Here is a 24,565-nt window from a genome sequence, read left to right on the forward strand (position 1 = left end):
GCACATCCACCAACGACCAGTCGGTGAACTCCGCCAGCGCCGCGGCACACTCCTCGATCCGCGCGGCGAACACCGGCGAGGCGTCCATCAGCCCCACCGCCATACCGGCCCACTGCGACCCCTGCCCGGGGAACACGAACGCCGTCCGGCCGGCCGTTCCGGTGCCCTGGACCAACTGGGCCACCGCCTCGCCCCGGGCGAGTGCCGTCAGGGCGCGGATGAAGTCGTCGCGGTCCGTGCCGACCAGCACCGCGCGCCGGTCGTGGACGGCGCGGGTGGTGGCCAGGGAGTAGCCGACATCGGCCGGGCGCAGGCCCGGATCGCCGTCGAGGTGTGCCAGCAGCCGCTCGGCCTGGGCACCCAGCGCCGCCTCGCTCCTGCCGGACAGGATCCAGGGCAGCACACCGGGCTCGGGCGCGGCGTCGGCGGCCGTGGGCCGCTCCGCCGGGGCCTGCTCGATGATGGTGTGCGCGTTGGTGCCGCTGATGCCGAACGAGGACACGGCGGCCCGGCGCGGACGGCCGGTCTGCGGCCAGTCCAACTGCTCGGTGAGCAGCGACACCGCGCCCGCCGTCCAGTCCACGTGCGGCGACGGCTCGTCCACATGCAGGGTCCTGGGCAGGACGCCGTACTCGATGGCCTTGACCATCTTGATGATTCCGGCGACACCGGCCGCGGCCTGGGTGTGGCCGAAGTTGGACTTCACCGAGCCGAGCCAGAGCGGCTCGTCCTCGGGCCGCTCCTGGCCGTAGGTGGCCAGCAGCGCCTGCGCCTCGATCGGGTCACCCAGCGTCGTACCGGTGCCGTGTGCTTCGACCACGTCCACCTCGGCGGCGGACAGCCGGGCGTTGGCGAGGGCCTGGCGGATGACGCGCTGCTGGGACGGCCCGTTGGGCGCGGTCAGACCGTTGGACGCACCGTCCTGGTTGATCGCGGAGCCACGGACGATGGCGAGCACCGGGTGGCCGTTCTTGCGGGCGTCCGACAGCCGCTCGACCAGCAGCATGCCCACGCCCTCGCCCCAGGCCGTACCGTCGGCCGCGGCGGCGAAGGGCTTGCAGCGGCCGTCGGTCGCGAGACCGCGCTGCTTGCTGAAGGCCACGAAGGTGCCGGGGGTGGCCATCACGGTCACACCGCCCGCGAGCGCGAGCGAGCATTCGCCGCTGCGCAGCGCCTGCACCGCCATGTGCAGGGTGACCAGCGACGACGAGCACGCCGTGTCGACGGTGACCGCCGGGCCCTCCAGACCGAAGGTGTACGACACCCGGCCCGAGGCGACACTGCCGGAGCTGGCCGTGCCCATATAGCCCTCGAGGCCGTCGGGGGCGCGGTGCAGCAGGGTGCCGTAGTCGTTGTACATGACGCCGGTGTAGACACCGGTCCGGCTGCCGCGCACCGCCGCCGGGTCGATCCCGGCCCGCTCGAACGCCTCCCAGGTGGTCTCCAGCAGCAGCCGCTGCTGCGGGTCCATGGCGAGCGCCTCACGCGGCGAGATCCCGAAGAAGACGGGGTCGAAGTGGTGGGCGTCGTGCAGGAATCCGCCATTGCGGGCGTAGCTGGTGCCCTGCTGGTCGGGGTCGTCGTCGTAGAGCGACTCGATGTCCCAGCCGCGGTCGGTGGGCATGTCGGTGATGGCGTCGGCGCCATCCATCACGAGCCGCCACAGGTCCTCGGGCGAGGTCACCCCGCCGGGGAAACGGCAGCTCATCGCCACGATGGCGATCGGCTCGTCGCCGTCCGCGGTGGCGGTGGCGACGGGTGCGGCGGCGTCCTCCTGGCTGCCCTGGGCCTCGGCCCGCAGATACGCGGCGAGGGCGGCGGGGGTCGGGTAGTCGAAGATCAGCGTCGCGGGCAGCCGGACGCCGCTGACCGCGGTCAGGCGGTTGCGCAGTTCGACGGCGGTGAGCGAGTCGAAGCCGACCTCGCTGAACGCGCGCTGGGGCTCGACCGCTTCGGGCCCGGCGTAGCCGAGCACGACCGCCACCTGCGTACGGACCACGCCGAGGACGATCGCCTCGGCCTCGGCGTCGGACGCCCCGGCGAGCTGCTGGGCGAGCGCGCCGGACCGCGCCGCGGCGGCGGCCTGGGCCGCGCGGCGGGGCGGGACGCGGACCAGACCACGGAAGAGGGGCGGGAGCATTCCGGCGCTCGCCTGCGCCCGGAGGGCGGCCAGGTCGAGGGGCATGGGCACGAGGAGGGCCTCGTCGGCGGTGTCCGCGAGGTCGAACAGCTCCCGGCCCTGGTCGGCGGTGATGGCGGCGACGCCACCGCGCCGCAGCCGGTCCAGCTCCGCCTCGTCCAGCTCCCCGGCCATGCCGCCGGACTCGGCCCACAGACCCCATGCGAGGGAGGTGGCGGGCAAGCCCTGTGCGGTGCGGTGCTGGGCGAGAGCGTCCAGGAAGGCGTTGGCCGCCGCGTAGTTGCCCTGGCCCGCACCGCCGAAGACACCGGCGGCGGAGGAGAACAGGACGAACGCGGACAGGTCCGGGTGGTGGTCGCGGGTCAGCTCGTGGAGGTTCCACGCCGCGTCGACCTTCGGGCGCAGTACGTGGGCCATGCGGTCGGGGGTGAGGGAGGCGATGACGCCGTCGTCCAGGACGCCTGCCGTGTGGATGACGGCGGTCAGCGGGTGCTCGTCCGGAATCGCCGTCAGCACCTCGGCGAGTGCGTCCCGGTCCGCTACGTCGCAGGCCGCCCAGTGTGCTTCTGCGCCCAACTCGGCGAGTTCGGTGGTGAGTTCGGCGGCGCCTGGGGTCTGCGCGCCGCGACGGCTCACCAGCAGCAGGTGGCGTGCGCCGCGCTCGGTCACCACGTGGCGGGCGAAGAGGGCGCCCAGGGTGCCGCCGGCGCCGGTGATCAGGACCGTGCCGTTCGGGTTCCACGCGGCCGGGGCGTCGGCGGGGGCTGTGGCGCGCGCCAGGCGCGGGGCCCGGATCTCGCCGTTGCGCACCGCTACTTCCTGCTCGCCGGATGCCACTGCGGTCGGCAGTGCGTCCAGCGAATCCGCGTGGCTGTCCACGTCCACGAGCAGGATTCGGCCCGGGTTCTCCGACTGGGCGGAGCGGATCAGGCCGCGGGCTGCGGCGTGGGCCAGGTCGGTGCCGGAGATGAGGACGACCAGGCGGGAGTCCGCGAAGTGGTCTTCGGTCAGCCACTGCTGTACGAGGGCCAGTGTGTGGGTGGCGGCTTGGTGGGCCGCTTCGGCTGGCGAGGGGGTTTCCCCTATCCCGCCCCTTCCCGAAACTTGGGGCTCCGCCCCAAGGCCCCGGTCCTCAAACGCCGGACGGGCTTGGGGTGCCGCACCGTGGCCCTGGTCCTCGAGCGCCGGACGGGCTTGGGGGAGCAGGGACACCACGATGTAGTCCGGGACCTTTTCGGCCACTGTCAGGGTAGCCAGGTCCGGGTACGTCTCCAGGCCCAGGGGGTTGGGGCCCACCGCCACCCAGCCGTCCCTGGATACCGGTCCGGACGGTGTCGGAACGGGCGTCCAGTCGACGCGGAACAGGGCGTCCGCCGCGTTGCCGCCGGGGCGGTCGGTGCTCAGTTGGTCCGGGGAGACCGTGCGCAGCGCGAGGCGTTCCACCTCGGCCACCGGGGCGCCGGTGACATCGGCGAGTTGCAGGGACACCGTGCCGTTTCCGGCCGACGACAGCCGGACCCGTACGCTGTCCGCGCCCACCGAGTGGACGCGCACACCGGTCCAGGAGAAGGGCAGTCCGCCCTGGCCCGGGTTCTCGGTCAGGTCGCTGAGCCCGATGGTGTGCAGGACGGCGTCCAGCAGCGCCGGGTGCAGTCCGAAGACGGCGGCGCCGGGTTCGGCGTCCTCGGGGAGTGCGACCTCGGCGTAGACCTCGCCGTCGCCCCGCCAGGCGGCCCGCAGCCCCTGGAAGACCGGGCCGTAGCCGAAGCCCGCCTCGGCCAGGCCCTCGTAGAGTCCGTCGGTCTCGATGCGCTCGGTGCCCGCGGGCGGCCAGGCGCTCAGGTCGAACGACGGGGCCGCGGACGTGCTCTCCGCGAGCACACCGGTGGCGTGGCGCAGCCACGGCTCTTCGTCTCCGGCCTCGTCGGGGCGGGAGTGGAGGGCGAGGGTGCGGCGGCCGGTGTCGTCCTGGGCGCCTACGGCGATCTGGAGTCGGACCCCGCCCCGCTCGGGCAGGATCAGCGGGGCTTCCAGGGTGAGTTCCTCGACCAGGTCGCAGCCGGCCTGCTCACCGGCGCGGACCGCCAGTTCCACGAACGCGGTGCCGGGCAGCAGCACCGCGCCCATGACGGCGTGGTCGGCCAGCCACGGGTGGGTGTCCAGCGCGAGCCGCCCGGTGAACAGGAAGCCCTCCGCGTCGGCCAGGGACACGGCCGTGCCGAGCAGCGGATGGTCGGCGGTGCCGAGGCCGAACGAGGTCACGTCGCCGTAGGCGGTGCCCGCGTCCAGCCAGTAGTGCTCGCGCTGGAAGCGGTAGGTGGGCAGTTCGACGCGCTCGGCGCCGGTCCCCGCGTAGTACGCCTCCCAGTCGGGGGCCGTGCCCCGGGTGTGCAGGGTGGCCAGGGCGGTGGTCAGGGTCTCGGCCTCGGGGCGGTCCTTGCGCAGCGCGGCGGCGAACGCCACGTGCTCGGACTCGCCCACCAGGCACTCCTGGCCGAGCGCGGACAGCACACCGTCCGGGCCGAGTTCGAGGTAGGTGGTGACGCCCTGCGCCTCCATCGCGCGCATGCCGTCGAGGAAGCGCACGCCCTCGCGGACGTGGCGGACCCAGAAGTCGGCGGTGGCGATCTCCGCGGCGGGCGCTAGGCCGCCGGTCAGGTTGGAGACCACCGGGATCTTCGGGGCCTCGTACGTCAGGCTCTCGGCGACCTTGCGGAACGCCTCCAGCATCGGGTCCATCAGCGGCGAGTGGAAGGCGTGGCTGACGGTGAGCCGCTTGGTCTTACGGCCCTGGGCCTCGAAGCCTTCCGCGATCTCCACGGCCGCGTCCTCGTCACCGGCGATGACGACCGACGTCGGGCCGTTGAGGGCGGCGATCGAGACGCGTTCGTTCAGCAGCGGCGTCACCTCGTCCTCGGACGCCTGGACGGCGATCATCGCGCCGCCGCCCGGCAGCCGCTGCATCAGCCGGCCCCGGGCCGCCACCAGCAGTGCGGCGGCGTCGAGCGAGAGCACCCCCGCGACATGCGCGGCGGCGATCTCGCCGATGGAGTGTCCGGAGACCACGTCCGGCTTCAGGCCCCACGACTCGACGAGGCGGAACAGCGCCACCTCGATGGCGAACAGCGCGGGCTGGGTGAAGCCGGTCCGGTCCAGCGCGGCGGTGTCGTCCCCGAACAGCACGTCCTTCAGCGGCCGTTCGAGGCGCGGGTCGAGCGCGGCGCACACGGCGTCCAGCGCCTCGGCGAACGCCGGGTAGGTCGCGTACAGCTCACGCCCCATGCCGAGGCGCTGGCTGCCCTGGCCGGTGAAGAGGAATGCCAGCTTGCCCCGGGTCTCCACGCCCTGGACGACCCCGGCGGCGGGCTCACCGGAGGCGAGCGCGGCGAGGCGGTCGAGGAAGGTCGCGCGGTCACCGGCGATGACGGCGGCCCGGTTCTCCAGGGCGGCGCGGGTGGTGGCCAGGGAGTGGCCGAGGGACACCGGGTCCAGCTCGGGGCGTTCGGCCACGTAGCTGTGGAGCCGGGCGGCCTGGGCGCGCAGGGCGTCCTCGCCCTTGGCGGAGACCAGCCACGGCAGCAGCGGGAGGTCGCGGGGCTCCGCCGGCTCCTCAACGGGGGCCTGCGCGGGGGCCTCTTCGGCCTCCTCGCCGTCGGTCTCCGCCTCCGCCACCGGCGCCTGCTCGATGATCAGGTGGGCGTTGGTGCCGCTGATGCCGAACGAGGACACGGCGGCCCGGCGCGGGCGGTCGGTCTCCGGCCACGGACGGCCCTCGGTCAGCAGCGAGACGGCCCCGGCCGACCAGTCGATATGCGGCGACGGCTCGTCGATGTGCAGGGACCTGGGCACATAGCCGTGCTCGATGGCCTTGACCATCTTGATGATCCCGGCGACACCGGCGGCGGCCTGGGTGTGGCCGACGTTGGACTTGATGGAGCCCAGCAGCAGCGGCCGCTCCGGGCTCTTCTCCTTGCCATAGGTGGCCAGCAGGGCCTGGGCCTCGATCGGGTCGCCCAGCGTCGTGCCGGTGCCGTGTGCCTCGACCACGTCGATCTGGTCGGCGGTCAGCCGGGCGCTGGCGAGCGCCTGGCGGATGACGCGCTGCTGGGACGGACCGTTGGGCGCCGTCAGGCCGTTGGACGCGCCGTCCTGGTTGATGGCCGAGCCACGGACGACGGCCAGCACCCGGTGGCCGTTCTTGCGGGCGTCCGACAGCCGCTCCACCAGCAGCATGCCCGCGCCCTCGGACCAGCCGGTGCCGTCCGCCGACGCCGCGAAGGACTTGCAGCGGCCGTCGAAGGACAGCCCGCGCTGGCGGCTGAACTCGGTGAAGGTGCCGGGCGTCGACATCACGGTGACACCGCCCGCCAGCGCCAGCGAGCATTCGCCGTTGCGCAGCGCCTGCATGGCCAGATGCAGGGTCACCAGCGACGAGGAGCACGCCGTGTCGACCGTGAGCGCGGGGCCCTCCAGGCCGAAGGTGTACGCCACCCGGCCGGAGGCGATGCTGCTGGAGCCGCCGGTGCCGAGGTAGCCCTCGACACCGGGCGGCACGGCGCGCAGCCGCGAGGCGTAGTCGTGGTACATGACGCCCGCGAAGACACCGGTACGGGTGCCGCGTACGGAGGTGGCGTCGATGCCCGCCCGCTCGAACACCTCCCAGGTGGTCTCCAGCAGCAGCCGCTGCTGCGGGTCCATCGCGAGGGCCTCGCGCGGATTGATGCCGAAGAACGCCGGGTCGAAGTAGTTGGCGTCGTGGAGGAAACCGCCCTCCCGGACATAGCTCGTACCCGCGCCGTCCGGATTGTCGTCGAAGAGCCGCCCGATGTCCCAGCCGCGGTCGGTGGGGAACTCGGAAATGCCGTCCCCGCCCTCGGACACCAGCCGCCACAGGTCCTCGGGCGACTCGACGCCGCCCGGGTAGCGGCAGCTCATGCCGACGATCGCGATGGGCTCCTGGTCCTCCGACTCCACCTCTTGCAGGCGGCGCCGGGTCTCATGCAGGTCGGCGGTCACCCGCTTGAGAAAGTAGCGGAGCTTTTCCTCATTCATACGTGCGTTTCCCTCTCGAGGAATCCGGAAGACCTTGTCACTTCACGCCGGCCACGGTCATTTCAGGAGATCCCGAATTCCTTGCCGATGAAGTCGAAGAGGTCGTCGTCCGTGGCGGACTCCAGCTCCTCCGCGACTCCGGCGCCGTCTTCCGGTCCTCGGTCGTCATTCCATTGCGCGAGCAGCGCCTGCAGTCGCGCGGTGATCCTGCTCCGGCCCTCGTCGTCCGGGGCGGCCCCGGACAGAGACTTCTCCAGCCCGTCGAGCTCCGCGAGCAGCGAGGTGACCGCCGTCGCGTCGTCCGGCAGGATCTCGCCGCGCAGGTACTCGACCAGTGCGTTCGGTGTCGGGTAGTCGAAGACCAGCGTCGCCGGGAGCCGGACTCCGGTGGTCGCGTTCAGGCGGTTGCGCAGCTCGACCGCCGTCAGCGAGTCGAAGCCGACCTCGCTGAACGAGCGGGCCGGGTCGACCGTCTCCGGACCGGGGTAGCCGAGGACGGCCGCCACCTGGGTGCACACCAGCTCCAGCAGCACCTCTTCCCGCTCGGGCTCGGAGAGCCCGGCGAGCCGCTCCCGCAGCGCCTCGGCACCGGCCGCGGCAGCCGCCGCGGACTCGGCGGCGCGGCGGGCGGGGGCCCGGACGAGGCCGCGGAAGAGCGCGGGCAGCATGCCGCTTCCCGCCTGTGCCCTGAGGGCTGCCATGTCGAGCGGCAGCGGTACGAGGAGGGCCTCGTCCGAGCCCTGCGCGGCGTCGAACAGCTCCAGGCCGCTCTCGGCCGTGAGCACGCCGACGCCTCCGCGGCGGATGCGGGCGATTTCGGCCTCGTCCAGTTCACCGCCCATGCCACCGCCGGCCACGGACCACAGGCCCCAGGCGAGGGAGGTGGCGGGCAGGCCCTGTGCGGTGCGGTGCTGGGCGAGGGCGTCCAGGAAGGCGTTGGCCGCCGCGTAGTTGCCCTGGCCGGGGCCGCCGAAGACCCCGGAGGCCGAGGAGAACAGGACGAACGCGGACAGGTCCGGGTTGTCGCGGGTCAGCTCGTGGAGGTTCCACGCCGCGTCGGCCTTCGGGCGGGCCACGGTGGCCATGCGCTCGGGGGTCAGCGAGGCGATCACGCCATCGTCCAGAACACCTGCCGTGTGGATGACGGCGGTGAGGGGGCGGGCGGTGGGGATGGACTCGATGACCTCCGCGAGGGCGGTGCGGTCGGCCGCGTCGCAGGCCGCCCAGTGTGCTTCTGCGCCCAGCGCGGTGAGTTCCGCGGTGAGTTCGGGCGCGCCCGGCGCCTGGTCGCCTCGGCGGCTGAGCAGGAGGAGGTGGCGTACGGCGTGGTTGGTCGCCAGGTGCTTGGCAAGCAGGGTGCCCAGGGTGCCGGTGGCGCCTGTGATCAGGACCGTGCCGTCGGGGTCGAACGCGGGGGTCTCCCGCTCTGCCGCCACGGCGGCCCGTGCCAGCCTCGGCGCCCGTGCGGTGCCGTTGCGCACGGCCACCTGCGGTTCGCCTGCGGCGAGGGCTGCGGCCACGGTCTTCTGTGGCTCGCCCTGGCCGTCGGTGTCCACCAGGACGATGCGGCCCGGGTTTTCCGCTTGTGCGGAGCGGACGAGGCCCCAGATGGCGGCTTGGGCCGGGTCGGGCGCGGACTCGTCCGTGCCGGTGCTTACGGCGCCGGTGGTGAGGATGACCAGGCGGGTGTCGGCGAAGCGGTCTTCGGCCAGCCAGGTCTGGAGCAGGGTGAGGGTGTGGGTGGTGGCCTGGTGTGCGGCTTCGGTGGGGTTTTCCCCTGTCCCGCCCCTTCCCGCAACCATGGGCTCCGCCCCTGGACCCCGGTCCTCAAGCGCCGGACGGGCTTCAGTTGCCGCGCCCGGACGGGCTGAGTGGGGCGTGCTGTCCGAGGCCAGGGGCACGGCCGGTGCCCCGGCACGCCCTTCGGGCGTGTCCTCAATCGCCGGACGGGCTTGGTCTGCCCCACCGGTCGCCCCCAGAGCGACCACGATGTACTCCGGCAGCGCCTTGCCCCCTTCCACCGCCTCTGCCAACGCCGCCAGGTCCTTGTGGCTCGTCAGGCCCAAGGTGTCGGGACCCACGGACGCCCAGCGGTCGGGGGTCACCTCTCCGGACGGCGAGGCCGTCACCGGCACCCAATCCAGGCGGAACAGGGAGTCGGACGCGCCGCCTGGGCGGGCCGCGCCCAGCTGGTCCGGGGAGATCGTGCGGAGGGCCAGGCCCTCGACCGATGCCACCGGGGCGCCCGTTGTGTCGGCCAGCTCCAGCGTCACCGTGCCTGTGGCCGTGCCATCCAGCCGCACCCGTAGGGCCGAGGCGCCCACCGCGCGCAGGGATACTCCGGTCCAGGAGAACGGCAGGCGGCCCTGGCCGCCGCCCTGTTCGGCGGCGCTCAGACCGAGCGCGTGCAGCGCGGCGTCCAGCAGTGCCGGGTGCAGGCCGAACGCGGCGGCGTCGGACTTGCGGTCCTCCGGCAGGCTTACCTCGGCGAACACCTCGTCGCCGCGCCGCCAGGCGGCCGTCAGGCCCTGGAAGACCGGGCCGTAGCCGAAGCCCGAATCGGCCAGGCCCTCGTACAGGCCGTCAGTGTCGATGCGCTCCGCCTCGGCGGGCGGCCAGGCGCTCAGGTCGAACGAACTTTCCGCCATGCCCGCCGCCAAGGCGCCCGTGGCGTGGCGCAGCCACGGCTCGTCGGCCGGGGCGCCCTCGGCACGGGAGTGCAGGGTCAGCGCGCGGCGGCCGGTGTCGTCGGGCGCGGCGAGCGCGAGCCGGAGCTGGACGGCGCCCTGTTCGGGCACGATCAGCGGGGCTTCCAGGGTGAGTTCGTCCAGGCGGTCGCAGCCCGCGTGGTCCCCGGCGCGCAGTGCCAGCTCCACAAAGGCGGTGCCGGGCAGCAGCACCGTGCCCATCACGGCGTGGTCGGCCAGCCAGGGCTGGGTCTGCAGGGAGAGCCGTCCGGTGAAGGCGATGCCGTCCGAGTCGGGCAGCTCCACGGCGGCGCCCAGCAGCGGGTGACCGGCCGCGTGCAGGCCGATCGCGGTGGCGTCGCCACCGACCGGCCCGGCGTTCAGCCAGAACGAGCGGCGCTGGAAGGCGTACGTCGGCAGATCGACCTGGTGCGGGCCGTACGGCGCGTACAGCGCGGTGAAGTCCACGGCGGCGCCCCGGACCTGGGCGGTGCCGACCGCCGTGAGCAGCGTCTCGGCCTCCGGCCGGCCGCCGCGCAGGGCGGTGGCGAAGGAGCCGCCGTCCTCGGTGACGCAGTCCTGCGCCATCGCGGTCAGCACCCCGTCGGGACCGAGTTCCAGGTAGGTGGTGACGCCCTGGGTTTCCAGGGTGCGGACGCCGTCCAGGAAGCGGACCGCTTCGCGGACGTGGCGCACCCAGAAGTCCGGGCTGGTGATCTCCTCGGCAGCCACCACGCCACCGGTCAGATTCGACACGATCGGGATCTTCGGAGCCTGGTACGCCAGCCCCTGCGCCACCTCGCGGAAGGCGTCCAGCATGCCGTCCATGTGGGGCGAGTGGAACGCGTGGCTGACGGTGAGGCGCTTGGTCTTGCGGCCCTCCGCCTCGAACGACGCCGCGACCTCCAGCGCCGCGTCCTCGTCACCCGCGACCACGACCGAAGTCGGGCCGTTGACGGCCGCGATGCTCACCCGCTTGCCGAGCTGCGGGGTCACCTCGTCCTCGGACGCCTGGACGGCGATCATCGCGCCACCGGCCGGGAGCCGCTGCATCAACTGCCCACGGGCGGCCACCAGCTTCGCCGCGTCGGCGAGCGAGAGCACACCGGCCACATGCGCGGCGGCCAGCTCGCCGATGGAGTGGCCGGACAGGTAGTCCGGCTTCACGCCCCACGTCTCGACCAGGCGGAACAGCGCCACCTCGACCGCGAACAGCGCGGGCTGGGTGAAGCCGGTCTGGTCCAGCTCCTCGGCGTCGTCCCCGAACAGCACGTTGCGAAGCGGCCGTTCGAGATGTGCGTCCAGCTCGTCGCAGACCGCGTCGAGCGCCTCGGCGAACGCCGGGTAGGTGTCGTAGAGCTCACGGCCCATGCCGAGCCGCTGGCTGCCCTGCCCGGTGAACAGGACGGCCAGCTTGCCGCCCTCGGCCACCGTGCCCTCGACCAGCCCGGTCGCGGTGCGGCCCTCGGCGAGGGCGTCGAGACCGGCCAGGAAGGCGTCCCGGCCCGCGGCGACGAGCGTCGCCCGGTGCTCGAAGGACACCCGGGACGTGGCCAGCGAGTGGCCGACGTCGGCGAGGGACAGCTCGGGCTGGTCGGCCACCTGGGCCCGGAGCCGGGCCCCCTGGGCGCGCAGCGCCTCGGGGGTCTTGGCGGACATCACCCACGGCAGAACGGACGGCTCCACGGACGGCTCGCCGCCCGGAAGCGCGGGCGCCTCCGCCGGTTCGGGCTCCGGCAGCTGCTCGATGATGGCGTGCGCGTTGGTGCCGCTCATGCCGAAGGAGGAGATACCGGCCCGGCGCGGACGCCCGGTCTCCGGCCACTCCCGCGCCTCGCTCAGCAGCGAGACCGCGCCCGACTCCCAGTCCACATGCGGCGACGGCTCGTCGATGTGCAGCGACTTCGGCAGGACGCCATGCCGCATCGCCAGCACCATCTTGATGATGCCCGCGACACCCGCCGCCGCCTGCGTGTGGCCGAAGTTGGACTTGATCGAGCCCAGCCACAGCGGCTGGTCCTCGGTCTTCTCCTTGCCGTACGTGGCCAGCAGCGCCTGCGCCTCGATCGGGTCACCCAGCGTCGTACCCGTACCGTGCGCCTCGACCGCGTCCACTTCACCAGCCGACAGGCCCGCGTTCGCCAGCGCCTGCCGGATCACCCGCTGCTGCGAGGGACCATTCGGCGCCGTCAGACCATTGGACGCACCGTCCTGGTTGACCGCCGTGCCCCGCACGACCGCCAGCACCCGGTGGCCGTTCTTCTTCGCGTCCGACAGCCGCTCCACCAGCAGCATGCCCACGCCTTCACCCCAGGCCGTGCCGTCGGCGGCGGCGGCGAACGGCTTGCAGCGGCCGTTCCTGGCCAGTCCGCGCTGGCGGCTGAACTCGGTGAACACATCGGGGGTGGTGATGATGGTGACACCACCCGCGAGCGCCATGGTGCACTCGCCGTTGCGCAGCGCCTGCGCCGCCAGATGCAGCGCCACCAGCGACGACGAGCACGCCGTGTCGACCGTGACGGCCGGGCCCTCGAAGCCGAAGGTGTACGACACCCGGCCGGAGGCGATGCTGCTGGAGCCGCCGGTGCCGAGGTAGCCCTCGACGCCCTCCGGGACGGTGTGCAGCCGCGACACGTAGTCGTTGTGCATCTGGCCGACGAATACGCCGACCTGCTTGCCGCGCAGTGCGCCCGGGTCGAGGCCCGCCCGCTCGAAGGACTCCCAGGAGGTCTCCAGCAGCAGCCGCTGCTGGGGGTCCATGGCGAGTGCCTCGCGCGGGTTGATGCCGAAGAAGGCCGGGTCGAAGTGGTGGGCGTCGTAGTAGAAGCCACCCTCGCGGGCGTACGAGGTGCCGGGCCGGTCCGGGTCCGGGTCGTAGAACGCGTCGAGGTCCCAGCCGCGGTCCTCCGGCAGCCGCGCGATACCGTCCCGGCCCTCGGCCAGCAGCTCCCACAGGTCCTCGGGGGTGCGCACATCCCCGGGGAAGCGGCAGCTCATGGCGATGATCGCGATCGGGTCGTCCTCGTCGGCCACGCCACCCGCCGGGCCTTCCGCCCGTGCGGGGACGGCCGCTGCCGCCTCGGAGCCGAGCAGCTCCTCCAGCAGATATCCGGCGAGCGCGGTCGGCGTCGGGTAGTCGAAGACCAGTGTGGCGGGCAGCCGCAGCCCGGCGGCGCCGCCGAGGCGGTTGCGGAACTCCACCGCGGTCAGCGAGTCGAAGCCGAGGTCCTTGAACGCCCGGCTCGCCTCGACCGCGTCGGGCGAGTCATGGCCGAGCACCACGGCCACCTGGGCGCGCACCAGGTCGAGCAGGGTCTGCTCGCGCTCGGCCGCGTCCAGCCGGACCAGCCGCTCCACCAGCGAGGAGCCGTCCTGGGCCGCGCCCGATTCGGCGGTGCGGCGGGTCGTACCGCCGCGCACCAGACCGCGCAGCAGCGGCGGCACCATCTCGATGGGCGCGCCGGTCATCGGCGCCAGGTCGAGCTGCATGGGCACCAGGAAGGCGTCGCCCACCTCCTGGGCGGCGTCGAACAGCGCCAGGCCCTCGTCGGAGGACAGGCCGAGCACACCGGAGCGGGTCATCCGGGACTTGTCGGTAGCCTCCAGCTCACCGGTCATCCCGCTGGCCTCGGCCCACAGGCCCCAGGCCAGCGAGGTGGCGGCGAGGCCCTGGGCCTGGCGGTGGCGGGCCAGGGCGTCCAGGAAGGAGTTGGCCGCCGCGTAGTTGGCCTGCCCGGGGCCGCCGAACGTACCGGCGGCGGAGGAGAACAGGACGAACGCGGCGAGGTCCTGGTCGCGGGTCAGCTCGTGCAGGTTCACGGCCGCGTCCACCTTGGGGCGCAGCACCTTCTCCAGCCGCTCCGGCGTCAGCGAGTCGATCACACCGTCGTCCAGCACACCGGCGGTGTGCACGACGGCGGTCAGCGGATGCCCGGCGGGGATGTCGGCCAGGACGGCGGCGAGCGCGTCCCGGTCGGCGGCGTCGCAGGCGGCGATGGTGACCTCGGCGCCCAACTCACGTAGTTCGGCGGCGAGTTCGGCCGCACCGGCGGCCTGCTCACCGCGTCGGCTGGTGAGCACCAGACGGCGGGCGCCGCGCTCGGTCACCGCATGCCGGGCGACCAGGCCGCCCAGGGTGCCGGTGCCGCCGGTGATCAGCACGGTGCCGTCCGGGTTCCACGGGGCGGGCACGGTGAGCACGACCTTGCCGATGTGGCGGGCCTGGCTGAGGTAGCGGAACGCGTCCGGGGCCTGCCGCAGATCCCATGCGGTGATCGGCAGCGCCCGCAGCGCGCCCCGCTGGAACAGCTCCAGCAGCTCGCACAGCATCTCCTGGATGCGGTCCAGGCCCGCCTCGGTCAGGTCGAACGCCTGGTAGGAGACGCCGGGGTAGGCCGCGGCGACCTCCTCCGGCAGCCGGACGTCGGTCTTGCCCATCTCGACGAACCGGCCGCCGCGCGGCAGCAGCCGCAGCGAGGCGTCCACGAACTCCCGGGCCAGCGAGTCCAGCACCACATCGACCCCGCGACCGCCGCTGGCCTCGCGGAACGTGTCCTCGAAGGCCAGGTCGCGGGAGGAGGCGATGCGGTCGTCGGCCAGCCCCAGCGAGCGCAGCGTGTCCCACTTGCCCTGGCTGGCGGTGGCGTAGACGTCCACACCCCAGTGGCGGGCGAGCTGCACGGCGGCCATGCCGACACCACCGGCGGCGGCGTGCACCAGCAGCGACTCGCCGCCCTGGAGGTCGGCCAGGTCGCGCAGCGCGTAGTAGGCCGTCATGAAGACGATCGGCACGGACGCGGCCTGGGCGAACGACCAGCCCTCCGGCATAGGCGCGATCATGCGGCGGTCGACGACCACCAGCGGCCCGAAGCCACCGGGCAGCATGCCCATCACCCGGTCGCCGGGCGCCAGATCGGTGACCCCCGGTCCGGTTTCGAGGACGACACCGGCGCCCTCGCTGCCCATCAGGCCCGCGTCGCCGGGGTACATGCCGAGTGCGTTGAGCACATCGCGGAAGTTCACACCGGCGGCCCGGACCGCGACCCGCACCTGCCCCGTCTCCAGCGGCGCGGCGGCCTCCGGGCTGGGCAGCAGGGTGAGGTTCTCCAGGGTGCCCTTGTCCTGGATGTCCAGGCGCCAGGCCGGCTCGCCGGGCGGCGGCACCATGGGCCCACTGGCGGCGGTGCGCGCCAGCCGGGGGGCGTGTACGGCGCCCCGGCGCAGCACGAACTGCGGCTCGCCGGAGGCGATCGCGGTGCCCAGCGCCTCGTAGGAGGCGTCGGTGCCGTCGAGGTCCACCAGCACCAGCCGGTCCGGGTTCTCCGACTGCGCCGAGCGCACCAGACCCCACGCCGGGGCGTGGGCCAGGTCGTGGGTACCGGCGTCGCCCGCGGTGGCCACCGCGCCCCGGGTGACGAGCACGAGCTGGGACGCCGCGAACCGGTCGTCGGCCAGCCACGCCCGTACGAGCGCCAGTGTCCGCTGGGTAGCGGTGTGGACGGCGGCGGTCACCTCGTCATCGGTGGCGCCGCGCGGGTCGAGGTAGGCCAGGACGTACTCGGGCGCGTCCCCGGCCGCGGCCAGCGCGTCCAGATCGGCGTGGACCGCGGCACCCGAGGTCAGCGCGGCGGGCGCGCCCTCGCCGAGCACCGTCCACGCCGCGGTGGCCGCGCCGTCCGTGGCCAGTGGCACGGTGGCCCAGTCCAGCCGGTACAGCGACTCGTGGTACGCGGCGGACCGGCCGTCCGTGAGCTGTCCGGCCGAGACCGGGCGCAGCGCAAGCTGTTCGACGGAGGCCACCGGGGCGCCGGTGCCGTCGGCCAGCTCCAGTGTCACCCCGTCGGCCCCGGCCGGGGTCAGCCGGACCCGGAGCGCGTCGGCGCCGACCGCGTGCAGCGACACCCCGCTCCAGGAGAACGGCAGCCGCCCCTGCTCATCGCCGTCGGGTCGGGCGAACGTGCTGTGCAGCGCGGCGTCCAGCAGCGCCGGGTGCAGCCCGAACGCGGTGGCCTCGGACTTGCGGTCCTCCGGCAGCCGCACCTCGGCGAACACCTCGTCGCCGCGCAGCCAGGCCGCGCTCAGCCCCTGGAACATCGGCCCGTACGCGAAGCCGCCCTGCGCCAGGTGCTCGTAGAGCCCCTCGACCTCGGCGGGCTCGGCGCCCGGCGGCGGCCATGCCGTCAGGTCGAACGAGGGCCGCGGGGCAGCGGCCACCAGCACACCACTGGCATGGCGGATCCACGGCATCTCGGCGGGCGCGTCCTGCGCCCGCGAGTACAGCTCCAGCGTGCGGTGCCCGGCCTGCTGCGGGGCGCCGACGAGGATCTGGAGCTGAACCGCGCCACGCTCGGGCAGGACCAGCGGCGCCTCGATCGTCAGCTCGTCCAGCCGGTCGCAGCCCACCTGGTCACCGGCGCGGATGGCCAGCTCGACGAAGGCGGTGCCGGGCAGCAGGACGGTGCCCATGACGGCGTGGTCGGCCAGCCACGGATGGCTTTCGAGGGAGAGCCTGCCGGTGAACAGGAAGCCGTCGGAGTCCGCCAGCGGCACGGCCGCGCCCAGCAGCGGATGGTCGGCCCGGTCCAGGCCCGCCGACTCCACGTCGCCCACGAAGCCCGCGGGGGACGTCAGCCAGAAGCGGCGGTGCTGGAAGGCGTAGGTCGGCAGGTCGACGCGGTGGGCGCCGGTCCCGGCGAAGTACGCGGACCAGTCCGGCGTCACCCCACGGACCTGTAGGGCGGCGAGGGCGGTGGCGACGGTCTCGGCCTCGGGACGGCCGCCGCGCAGCGTGGCGGCGAAACCGGCCGCGTCGGCGTCGGCGAGGCAGTCCTGGCCCATGGCGGACAGCACACCGTCGGGGCCGAGTTCGAGATAGGTGGTGACGCCCTGGGCTTCGAGGGTGCGGACACCGTCGAGGAAGCGCACCGCCTCGCGGACGTGGCGCACCCAGAAGCCGGGGCTGGTGATCTCCTCGGCCAGGACCACGGTCCCGGTGAGGTTGGAGACGATCGGGATGCGCGGGGCCTCGTAGGTGAGGCCCTCGGCCACCTCGCGGAACGCCTCCAGCATCTCGTCCATGCGCGGGGAGTGGAACGCGTGGCTGACGGTGAGCCGCTTGGTCTTACGGCCCCGCTCCTCGAAGGCCGCCGCGATCTCCAGTGCCGCGTCCTCGTCACCCGCGACCACGACCGAGGTCGGGCCGTTGAGCGCGGCGATGCTGACCCGCTCGGTGAGCAGCGGCAGCACCTCGTCCTCGGACGCCTGGACGGCGATCATCGCGCCACCCGCCGGAAGCGCCTGCATCAGACGGCCACGAGCCGCCACCAGCTTCGCCGCGTCGGCGAGCGAGAGCACACCGGCCACATGCGCGGCGGCCAGCTCACCGATGGAGTGGCCGGAGAGGAAGTCGGGCCGCAGGCCCCACGCCTCGGCCAGGTGGAACAGCGCGACCTCGATGGCGAACAGCGCGGGCTGGGTGAACCCGGTCTGGTCCAGCTCCTCGGCGTCGTTCCCGAACATCACGGTCTTCAGCGGCCGTTCGAGGTACGCGTCCAGCTCGTCGCAGACCGCGTCCAGCGCCTCGGCGAACGCCGGATAGGCGTCGTAGAGCTCACGGCCCATGCCGAGCCGCTGGCTGCCCTGGCCGGTGAACAGGAACGCCATCTTGCCGTCCGCCACCGAGCCCTGGACCAGCCCCGACGCCGACTCGCCACGCGCCAGCGCCTGCAGACCCGAGACCAGCGCCGCACGGTCCCCGCCGACCACGACGGCACGGTGGTCCAGCGCGGCACGGGTGGTCGCGAGCGAGTACGCCAGGTCGGTCGGCGACAGCTCCGGCCGCCGCTGAAGGTCGGCGAGCAGCCGCTCGGCCTGCGCCCGCAGCGCGTCGGCGCTCTTCCCGGACACCATCCAGGGGAGCACGGACGGCCGGGCGGCCGGAAGCGCGGACCCCTCGGCCGGTTCCGGCTCCGGCGCCTGCTCGATGATGGCGTGCGCGTTGGTGCCGCTGACGCCGAAGGAGGAGATACCGGCCCGGCGCGGACGCCCGGTCTCCGGCCACTCCCGCGCCTCCGTCAGCAGCGAGACCGCGCCCGACTCCCAGTCCACATGCGGCGACGGCTCGTCGATGTGCAGCGACTGGGGCAGTACGCCGTGGTCCATCGCCTGCACCATCTTGATGATGCCCGCGACACCCGCGGCCGCCTGCGTGTGGCCGAAGTTGGACTTGATCGAGCCCAGCCACAGCGGCTGGTCCTCGGTCTTCTCCTTGCCGTAGGTGGCCAGCAGCGCCTGCGCCTCGATCGGGTCGCCCAGCGTCGTACCCGTGCCATGGGCCTCGACCGCGTCCACCTCGGACGGCGACAGCCGCGCGTTCGCCAGCGCCTGCCGGATCACCCGCTGCTGCGACGGGCCGTTCGGCGCCGTCAGACCATTGGACGCACCGTCCTGGTTGACCGCCGTGCCCCGCACGACCGCCAGCACCCGGTGACCGTTCTTCTTCGCGTCCGACAGCCGCTCCACCAGCAGCATGCCGACACCCTCGGCCCAGCCGGTGCCGTCCGCGTCGCCCGAGAAGGACTTGCAGCGGCCGCTGGCCGACAGACCGCCCTGGCGGCTGAAGTCGATGAAGGTGTCCGGGGTGGACATGACGGTGACACCGCCCGCGAGCGCCATGGTGCACTCGCCGCTGCGCAGCGCCTGCGCCGCCAGATGCAGCGCCACCAGCGACGACGAACACGCCGTGTCGATGGTGACCGCGGGGCCTTCGAGACCGAAGGTGTACGCCACCCGGCCGGAGGCGACACTGCCCGCCGTACCGGTGCCGAGGTAGCCCTCCAGGCCCTCCGGCAGGGCGGTCAGCCGGGAGAGATAGTCGTGGTACATGACGCCCGCGAAGACGCCGGTCTTGCTGCCGCGCACGGTCGCCGGGTCGATCCCGGCCCGCTCGAACGCCTCCCAGGAGCTCTCCAGCAGCAGCCGCTGGTGCGGGTCCATGGCGAGGGCCTCACGCGGGTTGATCCCGAAGAGGTCGGGGTCGAACTCGCCCGCGTCGTAGAGGAATCCGCCCTCGATGGTGGCGCTGGTGCCGGTCTGCTCGGGGTCGTCGCCCAGCAGCCCGTCGAGCTGCCAGCCGCGGTCGGTCGGGAAGCCGGAGATGGCGTCCACCGAGCCGGTGACGAGCTGCCACAGCTCCTCGGGGCTGGTGACCCCGCCCGGGTAGCGGCAGCTCATGCCGACGATGGCGATGGGCTCGTCGTCGGCGACGGCCACGGTGGCGGCGGGGGCCGCAGCGGCCTCATCAGCCTGGTCACCGAGGATCTCGGTGCGCAGGAAACCGGCGAGCGAGGTGGGCGTCGGGTAGTCGAAGACAAGGGTGGCCGGGAGCCGTACGCCCGTGACGGCGCCGAGGCGGTTGCGCAGCTCGACGGCGGTGAGCGAGTCGAAACCCAGCTCCTTGAAGGCGCGCCCGGCGCCGACGGCTTCGGGGCCCGCGTAGCCGAGGACGGCGGCGACCTGACCGCAGACGATCTCCAGCAGCAGCCGGTCGCGCTCGGGGACGGACAGCCCCAGCAGCCGCTCCACGAGCCCGCCGGGGGCCGCGCCGCCGCCCGACTCCACCACGCGGCGGCCGGGGGCCCGCACCAGGCCGCGCAGCAGCGCGGGGACCATGGTGGCGTCGGCGTGGCGCAGCGGCGCCAGGTCCAGGTGCATGGGGACGAGCGTGGGGTCGCCCACGGCGAGCGCGGTGTCCAGGAGGGCGAGGCCCTCCTCGGAGGAGAGCGCGGCTACTCCGGCGCGGGTGATGCGCTGGATGTCGGTGTCGTCCAGGTCGCCGGTCATCCCGCTGCGCTCGGCCCACAGGCCCCAGGCGAGGGCGGTGGCGGGCAGCCCCTGGGCGCGGCGCCGGTGGGCGAGGGCGTCCAGGAAGGCGTTGGCGGCCGCGTAGTTGGCCTGGCCGGGGCCGCCGAGGGTGCCGGCGGCGGCGGAGAACAGCACGAACGCGGACAGGTCGAGGTCGCGGGTCAGCTCGTGCAGGTGCCACGCGGCGTCGACCTTGGGCGGCAGAACGCGGTCGACGCGCTCGGCCGTCAGCGAGCCGATCACACCGTCGTCCAGCACGCCCGCCGTGTGCACCACGGCGGTCAGCGGATGCTCGGCCGGGATGGCGGCCAGGGTCGCGGCGAGGGCGGTGCGGTCGGCCACGTCGCAGGCGGTGAGGGTGACGTCGGCGCCCGACGCGCGCAGTTCGGCGACGAGTTCGGCGGCGCCGTGGGCGTCGGCCCCGCGCCTGCTGAGCAGCAGCAGGTGGCGCACGCCGTGCTCGGTGACCAGATGGCGGGCGACGAGCCCGCCGAGGGTGCCGGTGGCGCCGGTGACCAGGGCGGTGCCCTCGGGGTCCAGCGCGGGCGCGGTCTGCTCGGGGTCGGAGGCGACCTTGGCCAGACGCGGGACGACCACGGTTCCGGCGCGGACCGCGAGCTGCGATTCGCCGGTGGCCAGGGCGGGGGCGAATCCACGGTAGGACTCGTCGGTCCCATCGAGGTCCGCCAACACGAAGCGGTCCGGGTTCTCGGACTGCGCGGAGCGCAGCAGACCCCACAGCGGGGCGTGGACCAGGTCCTCGGTGTCGGCGTCGGCGGAGGTGGCGACGGCGCCACGGGTGGCGATGACCAGCCGCGAGCCCTCGAAGCGGGCGTCGGCGAGCCAGCTTTGGACCAGCTCCAGCGCGCGGTGCAGGGCCTCGCGTACGGCGGCCTCGACGGGACGGTCCGTCTCGTCCGCGAAGTCCGCGAAGAACGGGGCGACGACGGCCTGCGGCACCGGGGTCCCGGCGTCCACGGCCTCGCCGAGCGCGGCCAGGTCGGCGTAGCCGGCGGCGGTGGGCAGCGCGGCGGCGAGCTCGGGGTGCTCGGCGCCCAGCATCGCCCACTGCCCGGCCACGACGGTGGTGGCGGCGGGCACCGGGGCGGGGGTCCACTCGACGCGGAACAGCGCCTCGTGGAAGGCGGCACGCGCGGCGTGCACCTGGTCGGGCGAGACGGGGCGCAGCAGCAGCGAGTCGACGGAGGCGACGGGTGCGCCGCTCTCGTCCGTGACCAGCACGGCCACGGCGTCCTGCCCTGCGGGCGAGAGCCGGACGCGAAGCGTGGCGGCGCCGACGGCGTGGAGCCGGACGCCGCTCCAGGAGAAGGGGAGGCGGCCGTGTTCGGTGTCCTCCAGAAGGGAGCCGATGCCCACGGCGTGCAGGGCCGCGTCCAGCAGCGCGGGGTGCAGTCCGAACAGCTCGGCCTCGGCGCGGGCGCTCTCGGGCAGCCGCACCTCGGCGTACACCTGGTCCTCGTGCTGCCAGGCGCCCTGGAGCCCCTGGAAGACCGGGCCGTAGGCGAATCCGGTCTCGGCGAGCCAGTCGTAGAGGCCGTCCACGGGGACCTCGGTGGCACCGGCCGGCGGCCAGGCGGTGAGGCTCTCGGAATGGTCGGAGGGAGTGGTCGCGCCGGTGCCGAGCACACCGGTGGCGTGGCGGGTCCACTCGCCCTCGCCCCACGTGCCGTCGGCGGCGTCCTCCAGGCGCGAGTGCAGGGTCAGCGAGCGGCGGCCGGTCTCGTCCGGCGCGCCCACGGACACCTGGAGCTGGACGCCGCCCTGCGGGGGCAGGACCAGCGGGGCTTCGAGGGTGAGCTCCTCCAGGACGTCCGCGCCGACGTGGTCACCGGCGCGGATGGCCAGCTCCACGAAGGCGGTGCCGGGCAGCAGCACGGTGTCCATGACGGCGTGGTCGGCCAGCCACGGGTGGGTCTGGAGGGACAGCCGGCCGGTGAAGAGGAATCCGGCGGCGTCGGCGAGCGACACGGCGGCGCCGAGCAGCGGATGGTCGGCGGAGCCGAGTCCGGCGGCGGTGACGTCGCCGGTCCAGGGGCCGGGCGGCTCGGGCCAGTACAGCTCGCGCTGGAAGGCGTAGGTGGGCAGTTCGACGCGGCGGGCGCCGGAGCCCTCGAAGACCGCGGCCCAGTCGACGGCCACGCCGTGGACGTGGGCGCGGGCGAGGGCACCGGCCAGGGCGGTGGCCTCGGGGCGGTCGCCGCGCAGGATGGGGACGAACACGGCGCCGTCGGAGGTGACGCAGTCCTGCGCCATGGCGGAGAGCACCCCGTCGGGGCCCAGCTCCACGTAGGCGCCGACGTCGTACTCCTCGAGCCGGCGGATGCCGTCGGTGAAGCGGACCGCCTCACGGACGTGCCGGACCCAGTAGTCGGGCGAGCAGATCTCGTCGGCGGAGACCGAACCGCCGGTGAGATTGGAGATGATGGGGATGACCGGCGGGGCATAGGTCACCTGCCGGGCGACCTCGCGGAAGGCGTCCAGCATCCCGTCCATGCGGGGCGAGTGGAACGCGTGGCTGACGGTGAGCCGCTTGGTCTTGCGGCCCTGGGCCTCGAAGGACGCGGCGATCGCGACAGCCGTGTCCTCGTCACCGGCGATGACGACCGAGGTCGGGCCGTTGAGCGCGGCGATCGACACCCGCTCGGTCAGCAGCGGCGCCACCTCGTCCTCGGACGCCTGGATCGCGATCATCGCGCCACCGGCGGGCAGTTCCTCCATCAGCCGGCCACGGGCGGCCACCAGCTTCGCCGCGTCCGCGAGCGACAGCACACCGGCCACATGCGCGGCGGCCAGTTCGCCGATGGAGTGGCCGACGAGGAAGTCGGGCTTCACACCCCAGGTTTCCAGCAGCCGGAACAGCGCCACTTCGAGGGCGAACAGCGCGGGCTGGGTGTAGCCGGTCCGGTCCAGCAGTCCGCTGTCCTCGCCGAACATCACCTCGCGCAGCGGCCGCTGAAGGTGCTGGTCGAGCTCGGCGCACACCTCGTCCAGGGCGCGGGCGAAGGCCGGGACGGCCGCGTACAGCTCACGGCCCATTCCGGTGCGCTGGCTGCCCTGGCCGGTGAAGAGGAACGCGACCTTGCCCTCGCCGACCTCGCCGCGCACGACGCCGCCCGCGGGGGCGTCCTCGGCGAGCTCGGCCAGTCCGCGCAGCAGGTCCTCGCGGCCGTCCTCGCCCGCGAGGACCACGGCCCGGTGGTCCAGCGCGGCGCGGGTGGTGGCCAGCGAATGGGCCAGGTCGACCAGGCCGAGGCCCGGCTCGTCCCGCACATGGGCGGTGAGCCGCTCGGCCTGGGCGCGCAGCGCCGCCGCGCTCTGCGCGGACACCAGCACCGGCACCAGACCGCCGACGCCGGTCCACTCCGAAGGCGTCGCGTCGCCGTCGGGGACCTCGCGGTCCTCGGCGGGCGCCTGCTCGATGACGGTGTGCGCGTTCGTACCGCTCACACCGAAGGAGGAGATGCCCGCGCGGCGCGGCTGGCCGGTCTGAGGCCACGGGGTGTTCTCGGTGAGCAGGGAGACGGCACCGGCCGTCCAGTCCACGTCCCGGGAGGGCGCGTCGACATGCAGGGTCCTGGGCAGCACGCCGTGCTCGATGGCCTTGACCATCTTGATGATTCCGGCGACACCGGCCGCGGCCTGGGTGTGCCCGAAGTTGGACTTGATCGAGCCGAGCCACAGCGGGCGGCCCTCGGCCCGGTTCTGCCCGTAGGTGGCGAGCAGTGCCTGTGCCTCGATGGGGTCGCCGAGGCTGGTGCCGGTGCCGTGTGCCTCGACGGCGTCCACCTGGGCCGGGGTGAGCCGGGCGTCGGTGAGTGCCTGGCGGATGACGCGCTGCTGGGACGGGCCGTTGGGCGCCGTCAGGCCGTTGGAGGCGCCGTCCTGGTTGATGGCGGAGCCACGGACGATGGCCAGCACCGGGTGGCCGTTCTTGCGGGCGTCCGACAGCCGCTCGACGAGCAGCATGCCGACGCCCTCGCCCCAGCCGGTGCCGTCCGCGCCGTCGGCGAACGCCTTGCAGCGGCCGTCGGGCGCCAGGCCCCGCTGGCGGCTGAAGTTGATGAACGCGCGCGGGCTGTTCATCACCGTGACACCACCGGTGAGCGCCAGCGAGCACTCGCCGCCTCGCAGCGCCTGAATGGCCAGGTGCAGCGCCACCAGCGACGCCGAGCACGCGGTGTCGACGGTGAGGGCCGGGCCCTCCAGACCGAAGGTGTAGGAGATCCGGCCGGAGATGACGCTGGCCGCGTTGCCGGTGAGCAGATACTGCTCGACGCCCTGCGGCAGCGTGTGCATCAGCTCCGGGTAGTCCTGGCCGTTGGTGCCGACGAAGACACCGGCCTTGCTGCCGCGGAGCGTGGCCGGGTCGATCCCGGCCCGCTCGAACGCCTCCCAGGACGTCTCCAGCAGCAGCCGCTGCTGCGGGTCCATGCCGAGGGTCTCGCGCGGGCTGATCCCGAAGAACGCGGCGTCGAACTCGCCCGCGCCCTCCAGGAATCCGCCCTTGTCGGTGTAGCTGGTGCCCTGCTGGTCGGGGTCGTCGGCGAAGAGTGCGTCGGTGTCCCAGCCGCGGTCCGTGGGGAAGTCCGCGATGGCGTCGCCGCCCGCGGCCACGAGCTCCCACAGCTGCTCCGGAGACGTGACGCCGCCGGGGAACCGGCAGCTCATGCCGACGATCGCGATCGGCTCAGGCTCCTGCGACTCGACCTCGCGAAGACGCTGCCGCGTCTGGTGCAGATCGGCAGTTACCCGCTTGAGGTAGTCGAGGATCTTGTCCTGATCCGCCATTGGAGTCTCACCCATG

At 73.7% G+C, this 24,565-nt stretch carries 2 protein-coding genes; both read right to left on the bottom strand.

Annotation, left to right across the window (positions count from 1 at the left end; translation table 11 throughout):
• Window positions 1–7,192: type I polyketide synthase (locus J5X86_RS47925; protein WP_208522900.1), on the bottom strand; the 7,192-nt coding region annotated here is incomplete at its 3' end.
• A gap of 62 nt (window positions 7,193–7,254) precedes the next feature.
• Window positions 7,255–24,549 (bottom strand): type I polyketide synthase, encoded by a 17,295-nt coding sequence (locus J5X86_RS47930; protein WP_208522902.1) that lies wholly within the window; start codon window positions 24,547–24,549, stop codon window positions 7,255–7,257.
• Between the last annotated feature and the right edge of the window lie 16 nt (window positions 24,550–24,565).

Source organism: Streptomyces sp. NEAU-YJ-81 (genome assembly GCF_017592595.1).
GTDB classification, from domain to species: domain Bacteria; phylum Actinomycetota; class Actinomycetes; order Streptomycetales; family Streptomycetaceae; genus Streptomyces; species Streptomyces hygroscopicus_B.

Excerpts from the sequence above, each read along its gene's own strand:
- J5X86_RS47930 (WP_208522902.1), bottom strand. The coding sequence starts at position 24,549 with ATGGCGGATCAGGACAAGATCCTCGACTACCTCAAGCGGGTAACTGCC.